11 protein-coding genes are annotated in these 14,559 nt (G+C 45.3%); 7 read left to right on the top strand and 4 right to left on the bottom strand.

Translation table 11 applies throughout. From position 1 onward, the window contains the following. Window positions 1-3: 3 nt before the first annotated feature. Window positions 4-1,830, bottom strand: coding sequence for an ABC transporter ATP-binding protein (locus tag AC6H1S_RS17595; RefSeq protein WP_497564454.1), 1,827 nt, complete (start codon window positions 1,828-1,830; stop codon window positions 4-6). A gap of 162 nt (window positions 1,831-1,992) precedes the next feature. Here AC6H1S_RS17595 and meaB point away from each other — a divergent pair, with 162 nt between their 5' ends. Further along, entirely contained in the window at window positions 1,993-2,892 is a 900-nt protein-coding gene (gene meaB / locus AC6H1S_RS17590) for a methylmalonyl Co-A mutase-associated GTPase MeaB (RefSeq protein ID WP_199139985.1), read from the top strand. Here the strand turns inward: meaB and AC6H1S_RS17585 are convergent. Next, window positions 2,879-4,168, bottom strand: a complete 1,290-nt coding sequence (locus tag AC6H1S_RS17585) for an aminopeptidase P family protein (protein WP_497564453.1) — start codon at window positions 4,166-4,168, stop codon at window positions 2,879-2,881. The two genes, meaB and AC6H1S_RS17585, sit on opposite strands and share 14 nt — an antisense overlap. 171 nt (window positions 4,169-4,339) lie before the next feature. On the opposite strand from AC6H1S_RS17585, the gene AC6H1S_RS17580 reads away from it, so the two are divergent. From AC6H1S_RS17580 to recG, 5 genes are all read left to right on the top strand, one after another. Next, window positions 4,340-5,689: an OmpA family protein gene (locus AC6H1S_RS17580; RefSeq protein ID WP_497564452.1), complete on the top strand. Its 1,350-nt coding sequence runs from the start codon at window positions 4,340-4,342 to the stop codon at window positions 5,687-5,689. Between the two features lie 71 nt (window positions 5,690-5,760). Further along, window positions 5,761-5,904 carry a DUF6728 family protein gene (locus AC6H1S_RS17575; protein ID WP_199136364.1) on the top strand — a complete coding sequence of 48 codons (144 nt, stop codon included), beginning with the start codon at window positions 5,761-5,763 and terminating at the stop codon, window positions 5,902-5,904. Window positions 5,905-5,941: 37 nt separating this feature from the next. Then, complete coding sequence (locus tag AC6H1S_RS17570) at window positions 5,942-6,322, top strand: RidA family protein (protein WP_199136362.1); 381 nt, start codon at window positions 5,942-5,944, stop codon at window positions 6,320-6,322. Window positions 6,323-6,325: 3 nt separating this feature from the next. After that, complete coding sequence (locus tag AC6H1S_RS17565; protein WP_199136360.1) at window positions 6,326-7,231, top strand: EamA family transporter; 906 nt, start codon at window positions 6,326-6,328, stop codon at window positions 7,229-7,231. A gap of 7 nt (window positions 7,232-7,238) precedes the next feature. Further along, window positions 7,239-9,347, top strand: coding sequence for an ATP-dependent DNA helicase RecG (gene recG / locus AC6H1S_RS17560; RefSeq protein WP_497564451.1), 2,109 nt, complete (start codon window positions 7,239-7,241; stop codon window positions 9,345-9,347). A 46-nt stretch (window positions 9,348-9,393) separates the two neighbouring features. Here the strand turns inward: recG and AC6H1S_RS17555 are convergent, their stop codons facing one another. Together AC6H1S_RS17555 and AC6H1S_RS17550 are read right to left on the bottom strand one after the other, a co-directional pair. Further along, a complete protein-coding gene (locus AC6H1S_RS17555; protein ID WP_497564450.1) occupies window positions 9,394-10,626 on the bottom strand; it encodes a serine hydrolase domain-containing protein in 1,233 nt (410 codons plus the stop codon). A gap of 103 nt (window positions 10,627-10,729) precedes the next feature. Further along, window positions 10,730-12,940: a beta-N-acetylhexosaminidase gene (locus AC6H1S_RS17550; RefSeq protein ID WP_497564449.1), complete on the bottom strand. Its 2,211-nt coding sequence runs from the start codon at window positions 12,938-12,940 to the stop codon at window positions 10,730-10,732. Window positions 12,941-13,125: 185 nt separating this feature from the next. Here AC6H1S_RS17550 and fumC point away from each other — a divergent pair, with 185 nt between their 5' ends. Beyond that, the gene (fumC, locus tag AC6H1S_RS17545; RefSeq protein WP_497564448.1) at window positions 13,126-14,523 is read left to right on the top strand and encodes a class II fumarate hydratase; all 1,398 of its coding nucleotides are present in this window, start codon (window positions 13,126-13,128) and stop codon (window positions 14,521-14,523) included. Window positions 14,524-14,559: the final 36 nt, after the last annotated feature.

Raw genomic sequence — 14,559 nt, 5'->3', positions numbered from 1 at the left:
CCGTTAATCGTTAAAGGTTTGCATATCGATCAATCGCTTGTACAAGCCGTTGTGGGCCATCAGTTCCTGGTGGGTGCCGCTTTCGGCAATCTGCCCCTTGTCTATCACCACAATTTTATCTGCCTGTTGGATGGTGCTTAAACGGTGCGCAATAACAATCGAGGTTCTATTCTGCATCAGGTTGTTCAAGGCCTCCTGAACCAGCTTTTCCGATTCGGTATCCAGTGCAGAGGTAGCTTCATCTAACAACATGATCGGCGGATTGGCCAATACAGCCCTGGCAATGCAAATACGCTGACGTTGTCCGCCCGAAAGCCTGTTGCCCCTGTCGCCCACGGTCGACTGATAACCTTGTTCTGTTTGGAGGATAAACTCATGTGCGTTGGCAATCTTGGCGGCCGCCATCACTTCCTCTTCGGTAGCGTTGGGTTTGCCAAAGGCGATGTTGTTGAATATGGTGTCGTTAAACAAAAACGATTCTTGGTTAACCGTACCCATTTGCGCCCTGATGCTTTCTACGGTCAGGTCTTGGTAGGGGTGGCCGTCTATTTTGATTACCCCCGATTTAGGATCGTGAAAACGAGGGATCAAATCCATCAGCGTGCTTTTCCCCCCACCCGAAGGACCCACCAAGGCCAAGGTTTTTCCTTTGTCGATGCTCAGGTTGATGTGGTTGAGCACCTGTTTTTCGCCGTAGCTGAACGATACGTTTTCCAGCACAATGGCATCGCTAAATTGCCCCAGGGTTTTGGCATCGGGCTTATTGGTAAGCTCGGGTTTGGTATCGATGAGGTCGAGTACCCTCTCGCCGGCAGATATACCCGAATGAATGCCGCTGAACGAATCGGTCAATGCCTTAATCGGTTGCATAATCTGTGAAAAAGTGGCAATGTAAACCACAAACTTATCCGGGCTCAATTCGCCTTGTCCGCTCAATATCATGGTGCCGCCATACAACAAAATGAACACGACTACCAAAACGCCCAAGGTTTGCGAAACCGGTGAAGCCAATTGCTGCCTGCGCACCATTTTACGGTTCAGGAAAGAATAGAACTTGTTTTCTTCGTTAAACTTGTCTTTTGTTCTTTCGGTAGCATTAAAGGCCTTGATAATTTTGATGCCGCTCAAAGCCTCGTCTAAAAAGCCGATCATTTTGGCGAAAGATTCGTGCGCCTGTGTAGCCTGCTGCTTTAGGCGTTTTACAATTTTGCTGATGATAAAACCCGAAACCGGAATTACCAACAAAGAAAAAAGCGTGAGCTTAACCGAGATAGAAAGCAATACCCCCACCCAAAATATCAATTGCAAGGGCTCCTTAAAAACAACCTGTAGCGTGTTGGTTACCGTAAATTGCACCACTTGCACATCTGAAGCTACCTTAGAAATCACATCGCCTTTGCGTTCGTTGTTAAAATAGCCGACATGCAGGTTCATCACGTTGTCAAAAACCGCTTTTCTGAAGTTTAATAAAGTGTGTACCCTCAGGTCTTCCATATAACGCTGCGAAAAATAGCGGAAGAAGTTGGACAGGAACACCGTAACCGCAATAGCCAGGCTGATCAGTTTCAAGGCGTACACACCATCGTGCTGTGTAATTATTTGGTGGATATAGTCGCTGAACTTTCCTACAATGTCGATTGCCGACCTGTCGCTTACCACTTTGATGAGGCCGCTTTTGCCTTTTGGCAAGAATAAGGCGGTCATCAATGGACCCAGCAAAGTAAACAACAAGGTATTGAAAATAGTGGCAAACAAGGTTGCGATGATATAGGGAATCGCAAATTTTTCGATTGGCTTTGCGAAGGATAATAATCTGAAATAGGTTTTCATCTAAATATATAAAGGATACAAAGTTACATTTTTTGTTCTTTGTTTAAGATGGCTGGTTTTTTAAGCCCGTAATATTACATGGTACAAACGGAAGGCATCAACCTAAAGTATAGCGAGGCAGAATTGATAAAAATATGTTTCTTTGTAAAGAATAGTTAGCCCATGAATTCGTATTTGAAGCTTAAGGAAGGTATAGAAAAAGGAGATTTCAGGATATTGGCCAGGGCCTTAACCCTGGTAGAGAACAATATTGAGCCATCTTTAGCCTTGCTCAAGGCCATTCGGGTTAAAAACGAAGTTCCGGTTTTGGGCATTACCGGCCCTCCGGGCGCGGGCAAGAGCACATTGGTTAATGCCATAACGGCACATTTTGCAGGTCAAGGCAAAAAGGTAGCCATTTTGGCCGTAGATCCTACCTCGCCATTTAATTTTGGCTCGTTGCTGGGCGATCGGATCAGGATGGTGCAGCAGTTCAATAACCCCAATGTGTTTATCCGCTCTATCGCCACCCGTGGCGCCTTGGGTGGCATCTCTGTCAAAACGCTGGAGATGGTAGATGTGATGCGGTCGGCTAACTTCGACCTGATTTTGGTGGAAACCGTAGGCGTTGGCCAATCGGAAGTGGAAATTGCTGGCCTTGCCGATAAAACGCTGGTGGTGCTCGTACCCGAATCGGGCGACGAAATACAACACATCAAATCTGGATTGATGGAAATTGCGCAGGGCTTTGTGGTTAATAAGGCCGATAGAGAGGGAGCCGATATGTTTGCCAACAAATTGAAGAAGCTCGTAAGCCAGCAGCACCAGGATATTCCGGTTTTTAAAACGGTGGCCGACAAAAACGAAGGCCTGGCCAGTTTGTGCAAGTGGATTGCCAAAACGGACAAAATCAATAATGAGCGCCGTAATTTTCTAATGGCCGAAAAAGCTTTTCAGCTGATCCAACATCGCCGGATGCTGGATATCGATAAAACAAAGCTCCGTCAGGCAGTTGACGAAGCTTTGCTAAGATCAGATTTTAATATTTACCAATTTGCCGAAGCTTGGCCTAAGCATTCATAAGCGCCTCGATTTCTTCGACCGCAATCGGAATATTGGCCATCAGGTCGATGTTGCCGCCTTCGGTAATCAGGATATCGTTTTCTAGCCTTACGCCAAAACCTTCTTCCGGAATGTAGATGCCCGGTTCGCAAGTGAGGATATTGCCCACGGCAAAGGGCGTATACCTGCCCGCAAAGTCGTGCACATCAATGCCCAGGTGATGGGAAGTGCCGTGCATGAAATATTTTTTGTAGGCCGGATAAGCCGGGTTTTGGTTTTTAACCTCTGCGGCAGTAATGAGTTTGAGTTTCAGCAGCTGTTCGGTCATGATTTCGCCAACCTGTTCGTGATAGGTATTCCATACTGCGCCGGCAATCATCAGTTTTTTGGCTTCGTGCATCACATGCAATACGGCATTATATACCTCTTTCTGGCGGGTGGTGAAACGGCCGTTTACCGGAATGGTACGGGTAAGGTCGGCATTGTAGTTGCCGTATTCGGCGCCAAAATCCATTAAAATCAGTTCGCCGTCTTTACAGGTTTGGTTATTGTCGGTATAATGCAGGATGTTGGCGTTTTGTCCGGCTGCAATGATGGGCGAATAGGCATGTCCAGTGGCGCGTTGCCTGATAAACTCATGGATAATTTCGGCTTCAATTTCATATTCCGTTACGCCTGGCTTTACAAATTGGAGCACCCTTAAAAAGGCATCGCGGGTAATATCGCAGGCTTTTTGGGTCAACTCTACTTCTATGGGCGATTTGATGGCCCGAAGTTGGCGCAACAAAGGCGCGGCGCGTTCAAACTGATGCAGCGGGTAGTTTTGGCGAAGCTGTTCGATAAACCTGATGTCGCGGTAGCTCACGGTGTGCAGGTAACGGTCGTTTTCGTTAAGGTTCAGGTAAACATGGTCTGCATAGTTGATAATGCTGTGCAGGATGTTTTCGAAATCGGCCAACCAGTAAATGGCGGTGATGCCAGAAGTCTGACTTGCTTGGTCTTTGGTATATTTATGGCCTTCCCAAACCTTAATGTGGTCATTTGTCTGTCTTAAAAACAGGACTTCTCTGTATTGAGGATTAGGACAGTCGGGATAAATCAATAAAATGGATTGTTCCTGATCAATGCCAGAAAGGTAAAAAAGATCGGCGTTTTGCTTAAATTGAAAATTTTGGTCGCCGCTTCTGGGAAATTCGTCATTCGACTGAAATATAGCTATTGAATTGTTTTTCAGTAGTTTACAGAAATTTTTTCTGTTTTCGACGAACAATGAGTTGTTTATTTGGTGATACTTCATACAATTGCTGATTTGAATTGGGGTACTTCGTCCAAATGTAATAAAATACAAACATTTTAAGAAGTTTGGAACGGAGTTTGCGTGGTGTTTTGAGATTATAAAAATTTGTTTAATTTTGTATTGCAAAAAATTATACAATTAATATTTGTTTAACCTTAAAAAAGAAAAATTATGAATTATTCTACTTTAAAGAAAGGTGTTGCGGCCTCTTTAGTAGCATTATTGGGAGTAACAACTCTTGCTAGTGCTCAGGATGCTCCTGCATCATCTTCTGCCAAAGTGTTTGGTGGAAGAGGACAGTACAGAACGTGGTCTTTCGGTATCAACGGTGGTGTTTTGGCACCAGTTGCTGTTATCGGTGGTACTAACGACTTTACTAACTGGGATGTGAACTTGGGTTACGGAATCTCATTGCGTAAACAACTAGGTCATGCTTTTGGCTTAGAAGGTAACATCTTCCGTGGCAAACTATCAGGCACTAACAAAGATGCTGTAGGTGGTATTAAAAACGGAACTAAAGAATTCGAAACTGACATTCAGTATGCTGCTGACTTGAGAGGTGTTGTGAATGTTGCTACTGTAGATTTCCTACGTCGCGAAAATTCAGTTAACTTCTTCGTTACTGCTGGTTACGGTTTAATGGCTTACAATCCAAAAGTAACCTTAGCTAACGGTACAGTTGTTAACAACAAAGGTAAATTTGGCGAAAATGGCGATAAAGACTTCATCAAAGAAGCTTATATCCCTGTAGGTGCTGGTATCAAATTCAAAGTATCAGACCGCGTATCTTTCAACTTGGCTTATACCATGAACTTTGTTGATGGCGATAACGTTGATGGAGTTTATGCTGGTGGTACTTCAAAAGATAAATTCTCTTACGGTTCTGCTGGTTTAGAATTCTCTCTAGGTTCTAAAGCTAAACCTAACTTGGATTGGGTTAACCCAGTAGCTATGATGTATGATGAATTGAAAGATCCTTCATTACGTCAAGAAGTTGAAGCATTGAAAAACCGTGTTTCTAACGTTGAGAAATCAGTTGAAGATTTGAAAAAAGACTCTGATGGCGACGGCGTAGCTGATCAATTCGATAAATGTGCTGGTACTCCAGCTGGAACTAAAGTTGACGGTTCAGGATGTCCACTTCCTGCTCCAACTGTAATCAATAACACTCCAGTTGCTCCAGTTGACAACAGAACTGGTTTTGAGCCAATCCAATTCGAATTCAACTCTTCAGTTTTGAAAACCGAATCTTATCCAATCTTAGATAAATTATCTTCAGTATTGCGTGAAAACGGTGGTAAAGTAACTTCTAAAGGTTATGCTTCTAGCGAAGGTACTGCTGCATACAATTTGAAATTATCTAAAGACAGAGCTAACTCTGTTAAAACTTACTTAGTAAATTCTGGCGTTAACGCTAGTCAAGTAACTGTTAAAGGTTACGGCGAAGCTAACCCAGTTGCTTCTAACGACACTGAAGAAGGTCGTATCCAAAACCGTCGCGTTGAGACTTCAAGAAACTAATCTTGCTTAACTCGATAAGAAAAGAGCCCCGAAATTTCGGGGCTCTTTTTTTTTATCCTTACATTTGTATCATGTACTTCTTCAGAAAGAATAACCCAGACCGGCCAAAAAATACCAATATCAAGATTATGCATGCCATTAATGCCATAGCCATTACCTTGTTTTTGGGTGGTATTATCTGGAAACTCGTACAGTGGTTTATCCTCAAAAAATAAGCAGCCGACTAGACACCCGATCCATAAAAAACAATAGATGAAAACAATAATCAATACCAGTAATGCTCCGGCCCCAATTGGCCCTTACAGCCAGGCCGTAATTGCCAATGGATTTCTGTTTGCTTCGGGCCAAGTGGCCATCAATCCCGAAAACGGAGCACTTAACCAAACTTCTATTGCCGAAGAAACACACCAAGTGATGCGCAATATCAAGGCCGTGTTGTTAGAGGCCGAGTATGATTTTGAACACGTGATCAAAACCACCATCTTTCTGTCGGATATGAGCCTGTTTGCCGAGGTAAACGAAGTGTACGGTTCTTACTTCCAGGCTGAGTACCCTGCCCGCGAAACCGTTGCCGTAAAAGGCTTGCCTAAAGGCGTAAACGTAGAAATCTCGGTAACCGCCTATAAGGCTTAAGCATTGCAACGGGCTAAAACCAAATATCTGCTGGCCGGATTTCTTTCCGTAGCCATTTGGGGCTTCTTTGCCATTCCGCTAAGGAATATCAAGGCATTCCCTTCGCAGGAAATCCTTTATTACCGCATATTTACTTCTTTGGCGGTGATATGGATGGTTATTCTCTTGTTCAGAAGGAAATCGCTGGCGCAGGATATTCAATATTTCAAGTTGGCTTTGCCCAAAGAAAAACGGATCATCGTATATCAAATCTTAGGGGCCACGGTGTTGCTTACGCTCAATTGGTATACCTATATCTATGCAGTCAATAATGTGAGCCTCAAATCGGCGGCATTTGCTTATATGGTATGCCCGCTGATTACCGCTTTCGGAGGCTTCCTGATTTTGAAGGAAGAACTTTCGAGGCTTAAGCTGATTGCTTTGGGCGTTGCCTTGCTCAGCATTGTAATGTTGGCCACTGGCTCGTTGATAGAAGTAACTTGGTCTGTAATTATTGCAGCGCTGTATGCGTTTTACCTGATTATCCAGCGCAAAATGCAACACCTGGATAAGCTCAATGTATTGGCTGTACAGATTGCCATTGCCGTACTGCTGATGCTGCCATTTTATTTGAGCAGCCATCAAGACTTTCCTGCCAGCGTTTGGTTTTGGGGAAACATCGTGGTCATTGCCGTGCTGTTTACCATCATTCCGTTGTTTCTGAGCCTTTATGCCTTAATCGGCATTCCTTCTTCTACTTTAGGTATTATCATTTATATCAATCCCATTATTGCCTTTACAGTGGCCATTGTTTATTTTGGAGAGCAGATAGACCTGCACCAGCTGTTGGCCTATCTCTTGCTGCTGTTTGCCGTTTTGCTATTTAATTGGAACTTGATGAAAGATATTTTTACTTTTAAGAGAAAATAAATTCGTTTTGCAGGCTTCAAATTTAGATACACCTCTTGTTTACCTTAAGGGCGTAGGCCCTAAGCGTGCAGAGCTTTTGCAAAAGGAATTGGACATGTCCAGTTATAAAGACCTGCTTTACCATTACCCATTCAGGTATATTGACCGCACCCGTTTTTACCAGATCGGAGAGCTCGATCCCGAAATGCCCTTGGTGCAGGTGGTTGGTAAAGTACTGAGCAAGGAAGTAATCGGAGAAAAGCACAAAAAACGCTTGGTAGCCAAATTTGCCGACGAAACGGGCGCCATCATGGAACTGGTCTGGTTTCAGGGTATTAAATGGGTAGAAGACCATGTAATGCGTGGCAGTACCTACATCGCCTTTGGCAAGCCTACTTTTTTTAATGGCCGCTTTAGTATTTCGCATCCCGAGCTTGAAAACTATCCCCGTCAGCCAGGCTTAACGGGTAACCTTACCCTACAGCCGATCTATAACTCTACCGAAAAACTTAAAAAGAACTTTTTAGATAGCAAAGGCCTGCAGAAACTGATCCAACAGGTGATTGAACTGCATATTAATGAGGTTCGGGAGACGATGCCGGCCTATGTGCTCGAAAAATATAAGCTCATCAGTCGGAAAGAGGCTTTGGTACATATCCATTTTCCTGCCAGCCAAGCCAAGCTGCAACAAGCCGAACGGCGACTGAAATTTGAGGAACTGTTTTTTATCCAGTTGCAGCTGCTGTACAATAAGCAGGTGCGCAGCCTTAAGTTTAAGGGGCTCTTATTTGATATGGTTGGCGAGCGCGTAAATACTTTTTATAAGGAAATGCTGCCTTTTGACCTGACCAATGCCCAAAAGCGGGTAATTAAGGAAATCAGGATCGATACCCAAAAGGGCAGCCAGATGAACCGCTTGGTACAGGGCGATGTGGGCAGTGGCAAAACCGTAGTGGCCCTGATCAGCATGTTGTTGGCCAATGATAATGGCTATCAGGCCTGTATGATGGCCCCTACCGAGATTTTGGCCCGGCAACATTACGAATCGCTGGTTTCGCTGTTAAGAGGCGAACTGGTTAATGTTTCTATCCTAACGGGGACTACCACCAAGAAGCAACGCACGGTTTTGCACCAACAATTAGAAAATGGCGAAATCGATATCTTGGTGGGCACTCACGCACTGATTGAAGACAAGGTTAAATTCAAAAACCTAGGCTTGGTGGTTATTGATGAGCAGCATCGATTTGGTGTAGAGCAAAGGGCCAAGCTGTGGAGGAAGAACACTATTCCGCCTCATATTTTGGTCATGACGGCTACGCCCATTCCGCGCACTTTGGCCATGACCCTGTATGGCGATTTAGACGTTTCGGTAATAGACGAACTTCCGGCAGGTAGAAAACCCATAGAAACGAAACATTTGTACGAAGGGCAGCGTTTGAGGATGTTTGGCTTTATGAAGCAGGAAATTGCCAAAGGCCGACAGGTGTATGTGGTTTATCCGCTGATTAAGGAAAGCGAAAAACTTGATTTGATGCACTTAGAGGCGGGAATAGAACAGCTGCGATTTGAATTTCCATTGCCCAATTACCAAATTAGTATTGTACACGGGCAGATGCCCAATGCCGACAAGGAATTTGAGATGCGCCAGTTTATTGAAGGCAAGACACAGGTCATGGTGGCCACAACCGTAATCGAGGTGGGGGTTAACGTACCCAATGCCTCGGTGATGATTATCGAAAATGCCGAGCGATTTGGACTTTCGCAGCTGCATCAGCTGCGTGGGCGTGTAGGCCGTGGGGCCGAGCAATCTTATTGTATCTTGATGTCGAGCAGTAAGCTGAGCCAAAACTCAAAACTGCGACTACAAACCATGGTGAAAACCAATAATGGATTTGAGATTTCGGAGATAGACCTGCAGCTGAGAGGGCCTGGCGATATTACCGGGACCCAGCAAAGTGGCGTGCTCGAACTGAAGGTAGCCAACTTGGCTAAAGACCAAATCATTCTGCAGGAAGCCCGAAATACGGTAATCGAAATATTTGAGCGCGACCCGATGGTGAGCCTGCCAGAAAATAGCCTGCTCAAAACCTATCTCGACAGAAAAAACCAAGGAATTGCTTTTGACAAGATTTCTTAGGGAATAGGCCATTAACCATGGGCTATCAACCACCGACTTCCGGGCGCTAGTCTTCGTCGCTTCCTGGCAACGAACCAGCGCCGGTATAGGCTCCTTTGCGAATAATCGGCATCTTCAGGTATTTATACAAATCGTCGAGGTGCATCAAGCTGCCATTGGTTAGGTTGCCCAAAAATATGACCACGATATCCTTGTCCAAATCGCGTACATAGATGTGGCGGAAACCATGCCACCAGCCGGTGTGGTAAACCACTTTGTCCATGCCTTTGCCATCGAACATGCGCCAGCCGTAGCCGTAGTTAAAGTGGCCGTTTACAGGTTTGTTACGACCAACATAAGCCGAATCAAGGCTCTTTTGGCTTAACAGCCGGCCGTTTTTAAGGTATTTGTCGTACAGTACCAAATCGTGCAAAGTGCTGTAGATGCCTTTGTCGCCCACAGGACCGTCCAAAAAATTCTGAACCACTGAATAGCGCCAGGTACGGTCGTGACCGACTACATCAACCGGAATTTTCTCATATTCAGTGGTCGAATAAACATGGGTATGCTTCATGCCTGCTGGCTTGAAGATATGCTCCATCATGTATTGCGAATACCTTTGCTTGGTCACTTTTTCTATAATGGCGCCCAACACCATAAAGTTGGAGTTGTTGTAATGGAAAACCTTGTTGGGTTTGGTGTACGGATTAGGTTTTTTATCGGCTATGATGTCCATTACCTCTTGGTTGGTAACGCCTTTTTTCATGTTGAGTTTTTCCTTGCGGTAAATATCGTCAATGAAATAAACGTAGTTCATCATGCCGCTGCGGTGCGATAATAAAAGTTCTATCGTAATTCCGTCGTAAGGAAAATTAGGAAAGAACTTTTTCACGTCGTCGGTTAGTTTGAGCTTGCCCGCCTCAACCAGTTGCATAATGGCCACGCCGGTAAAGGTTTTGGTAATGGAGGCCAACTCAAATTCCGAATTGATCTTTAGGCTGTCGCGATGCAGGTAATCGGCCCAGCCAATGGCTTTTTCGTAAAGGATTTTTCCTTTGCGGGCCACAAGCATGTTGCCGTTAAATCCGTATTTTTTGTGCAGGTTTTGTACAAAGTCAGCAATCCAGGGATCGCCTTTTTTAGGGTCGTAGGCAATGAGCAGGCTGTCGGCCTTATCGTCCTCCTTGGTTCTTATTTTCTGCTGCGCAGCCGCTTTTTTGGCTTTTTCTTCTTTGTTGGTACAGGCCGAAACCGTAATTAGGGAGAGCGCAACGGCGGTTAGGAATAGACGAAACTTCATGTAATAAAATATACGGGTTTAAAAGCCAGCAAAATAACGATAATTGGGTTTTTAAACCTAAAAGAGTTTTAAACATTAGCTTAATCTAATCAAGCCGATGCTTTTAGCCTTCCTTTTTGAGCAGCACGATACCGTTCGAATTGTTGTCGACATCGCCTCTAACCATGGCTTTGATCGTAAACGCGGCGCCGGTTTCGTATTCCTTGATATTGAACTTGTAAACATGGTCTTTTTGCGTCGAACCCGTACTTCCTTCATGAAGGTCTTCGGCTATTTTTAAGCCGTTTTTCCATACGGTAATTGATTGGATTTCTAGTTTGGTGCGGCCTCCGGTATACATAAAGGCAAGGGCATAGTTGCCGTTTGCATTGATTTTTCCAGTTGCATTGATTTCAAAAGGGCTGTATGCTTTTCCTGTGATCTTGCTGGGATTCCACTCGGCCACTACTTCGCCATATTTTTTAAACTGTTCATATTTTTCTGGAAAATAAAGCGGCAGCGAAAACTGTTCCCTGTTCAGTACGGTTATAGCCATCAGGTCTTTGAGTTCGCCAACGGTTACACTTTGACTATACACCGGAGCGTAGGGATTGGGATAAGTTCCGTCGGTAGTATAACGGATTTGGGCACCATCAACCACGTTTTTGAGCTTAACCACATAGCCTTTATCGGTTTTTTCGGCACTGATCAATTGGGGTTGAGGCAAACGGAAGCCATAGCCTGCCTGTTGGTAGCGCAGGTAATGGCTAGCCAGTCTTTTTTCAAAACTCTCCCAGTTTTGTTGGGCCAGTGGCGTCCAAACCACCTCGGCCAATGCCGATAGGCGTGGAAAAGTAAGGTAATCGAAATATTTTTCGGAACGGTTTTCATTCAGTGGGCCTATTTCCTGCAAAAGCGTGCCATGTATAAACTGATCGGCCCAAAGGGTAGCCGAAGCCCCCAATACCTGTTGGCGGTATTTTTCGTCAAGACCCGGAACCAGCGGATTGAGCTGGTAAACTTTTTCCAAGGGAACAAGGCCAACCCAGGTAGCCGCTTTTACCTCGCCCGGAATATTGCTTTCGGCCATGTCAAAATAGCAAAATTTGGTTAGCGACATCACCACATCGTGGCCGTTTTCTACGGCCTTGAATGTTTTTTTAGGGTCGTGCCAAACCATGCCTACCACTTTTTCTTTCAAGCCATCCTCAATAATTTCGTCCCAGCCTACCATGGTTTTTCCATAAGGCTTCACCATGTTTTGTACGCGCTGGTTAAAATAAACCTGTAAAGCGGCTTCGGTTTTCAGTCCCAAGTCGGCTTTGCGCTTTTGGCAATCAGGACAGGCCGCCCATCTGGTATAAACAGCTTCATCGCCGCCAATGTGTACGTATTTAGAGGGAAACAAGTCGAATACTTCCTTAAAAACGTCGGCCAAAAAATCAAAGGTGCTTTCCTTGCCCACGCAATACAATTCCTTGCTGATGGAGTGTTGGGTAGGCATTTCGAACTGCTGGCCCGTACAGCCCAGGTAAGGATAGGCCACCACTGCTGCCAAAGTATGGGCCGGAAGCTCTATTTCTGGTATAATTTCTACGTTTCGTGCCGTAGCGTAGGCTATCATTTCCTTAATGTCTTCTTGGGTATAGTAGCCGCCGGTACGTTCGGCGCCTTGGCCTCGCCACGCGCCAATCGAAGTTAGTTTGGGGTATTTCTTGATTTCCAGTCGCCAGCCCGCATCATCGATCAGGTGGAAGTGCAGCTTATTCATTTTGTACATGGCCATCATGTCGATAAACCTCAATACATAAGCCTTGCTAAAAAAATACCTCGATACGTCGAGCATCATGCCTCGCCATGGATAAAGCGGCGCATCTTCAATATCGGCTCCCTTAACCGTCCAGGTTTTGCCTTTTTGGCGTTGCTGGTTATAGATTTCGGCAGGTAACAATTGCAGCAGCGTTTGTATGCCGTAAAACACGCCTTTGCTGGTATTGCCCACAATGTTAACCTGCTTAGTCCCAACGGTTAGGCGGTAGGCTTCTGGGTTTGCCACAGCTGTTTTGCCCAAAGTCAGACAGATACCGTCCTTGGCCGATTGGGCTTCCCGCAGCTTAAAATCAAAACCGGTGGCCGGCGATAAAGCCGAGGCCAGTAATTCGGCCTGCGTTTTAAGTCCTTTCTGGTAGTAGATGTTGGTTTGGGGCCTAATGCTAAAAACAGTTCCGTTTGCTTTGACCTTTTGTGGCAAAGGAATGATGTTGAGTTGCGAAAATGAATGAAACGCCCCGGCAAACAGGCATAAAAATAAAAGACAGGCGGCTTTGGTACGCATAAAAATAGTTTTGGTTGGCTACAGTTTCCGATTTTACCCTTAAAGTAAGGATAGAAGACCGGCTTTTAAGGCCTTAACAGTGCGCAAACGTTTGTTCATGTGGCAGTAATGTTGCAAATTATCTAGGCTAAAAGAGGGCTCGTTTAATCAAAAAACTTAAATTTGCCAAAAAAACAGCAAACATCATGAGTTTCAGAATAGAACACGATACCATGGGCGAGGTACAAGTGCCCGCCGATAAATATTGGGGCGCTCAAACCGAACGTTCGCGTAATAATTTTAAGATCGGACCGGAGGCTTCGATGCCAAAGGAAATTATACATGCTTTCGGCTATTTGAAAAAGGCTGCCGCTTTGGCCAATACCGAGCTGGGTGTTTTGCCACAGGATAAAGCCACTTTAATTGCCAAGGCCTGCGACGAGGTGATTGCCGGCAAGTTGGATGCCGAGTTTCCTTTGGTGATTTGGCAAACCGGATCGGGTACCCAAAGCAACATGAACGCCAACGAGGTAATTGCCAACCGTGGCCATGTGCTTAACGGCGGCCATTTGGGCGACGACAAAAAGGTGCTGCACCCGAACGATGATGTCAATAAATCGCAATCTTCTAACGATACTTATCCAACCGCAATGCACATTGCGGCCTACCAACAAGCGGTAACCGTAACCATCCCGGGATTGGAGAAGTTGAGAAATACCCTGGCACAAAAAGCCGTTTCGTGGACCGACATTGTAAAAACCGGCCGTACGCACTTTATGGATGCCACACCGTTAACCTTGGGCCAAGAATTTTCTGGCTATGTACAACAGATAGACAACGGCATCAGGGCGATTAAAAATGCGTTGGAAATGATCAAGGAGTTGGCTTTGGGTGGTACTGCAGTAGGCACCGGCCTAAATACGCCAAAAGGCTATGATGTGTTGGTAGCCCAAAAAATTGCCGAACTAACCGGCCTGCCTTTTGTAACGGCTCCAAACAAATTCGAAGCTTTGGCCGCACACGATGCGATGGTTGAACTGTCGGGCGCCTACAAGCGTGTTGCCGTTTCATTGATGAAGGTGGCTAACGATATCAGGATGCTGAGCTCGGGCCCGCGTTGTGGCATCGGCGAAATCATTATCCCTGATAACGAACCTGGATCATCGATTATGCCAGGCAAGGTAAATCCAACCCAGCCAGAGGCCTTAACCATGGTTTGCGCACAGGTAATGGGCAACGATGTGGCGGTAAGCGTTGGCGCCAGCAACGGCCATTTCGAACTGAATGTATTTAAACCGGTTATTGCGGCCAATGTATTGCAGTCGGGCCGTTTAATTGGCGATGCCTGCGTTTCGTTTAACGACAAATGTGCCGAGGGCATCGAGCCAAACAGACCAGTCATTAAACAGCACATGGAAAATTCGTTGATGCTGGTTACGGCTTTAAATCCGCATATCGGTTACGAAAATGCCGCTAAGATTGCCAAAAAGGCACATAAAGAAAATAAAACCCTGCGCGAAGCTGCTGTTGAACTGGGCTTGCTCACCAGCGAGCAGTTTGACGAGTGGGTTCGTCCGGAAGATATGGTAGGCAGCTTGAAATAAGTTTGAGCATGAAAGTAAAAAGTTTAAATAGCATAT

The sequence above is a fragment of the Pedobacter sp. TM02 genome, assembly GCF_059705275.1.
Note: the sequence above shows the minus strand (reverse complement) of the source record. Positions and strands in the feature narration are given on the sequence as shown.

Bases quoted from the DNA above. Each gene is read 5' to 3' on its own strand.
- AC6H1S_RS17595 (WP_497564454.1), bottom strand. From the start codon at position 1,830: ATGAAAACCTATTTCAGATTATTATCCTTCGCAAAGCCAATCGAAAAA.
- fumC (WP_497564448.1), top strand. From the start codon at position 13,126: ATGAGTTTCAGAATAGAACACGATACCATGGGCGAGGTACAAGTGCCC.
- AC6H1S_RS17570 (WP_199136362.1), top strand. From the start codon at position 5,942: ATGAAAACAATAATCAATACCAGTAATGCTCCGGCCCCAATTGGCCCT.
- AC6H1S_RS17550 (WP_497564449.1), bottom strand. From the start codon at position 12,940: ATGCGTACCAAAGCCGCCTGTCTTTTATTTTTATGCCTGTTTGCCGGG.
- AC6H1S_RS17575 (WP_199136364.1), top strand. From the start codon at position 5,761: ATGTACTTCTTCAGAAAGAATAACCCAGACCGGCCAAAAAATACCAAT.
- AC6H1S_RS17555 (WP_497564450.1), bottom strand. From the start codon at position 10,626: ATGAAGTTTCGTCTATTCCTAACCGCCGTTGCGCTCTCCCTAATTACG.
- AC6H1S_RS17585 (WP_497564453.1), bottom strand. From the start codon at position 4,168: ATGAAGTATCACCAAATAAACAACTCATTGTTCGTCGAAAACAGAAAA.
- AC6H1S_RS17580 (WP_497564452.1), top strand. From the start codon at position 4,340: ATGAATTATTCTACTTTAAAGAAAGGTGTTGCGGCCTCTTTAGTAGCA.
- meaB (WP_199139985.1), top strand. From the start codon at position 1,993: ATGAATTCGTATTTGAAGCTTAAGGAAGGTATAGAAAAAGGAGATTTC.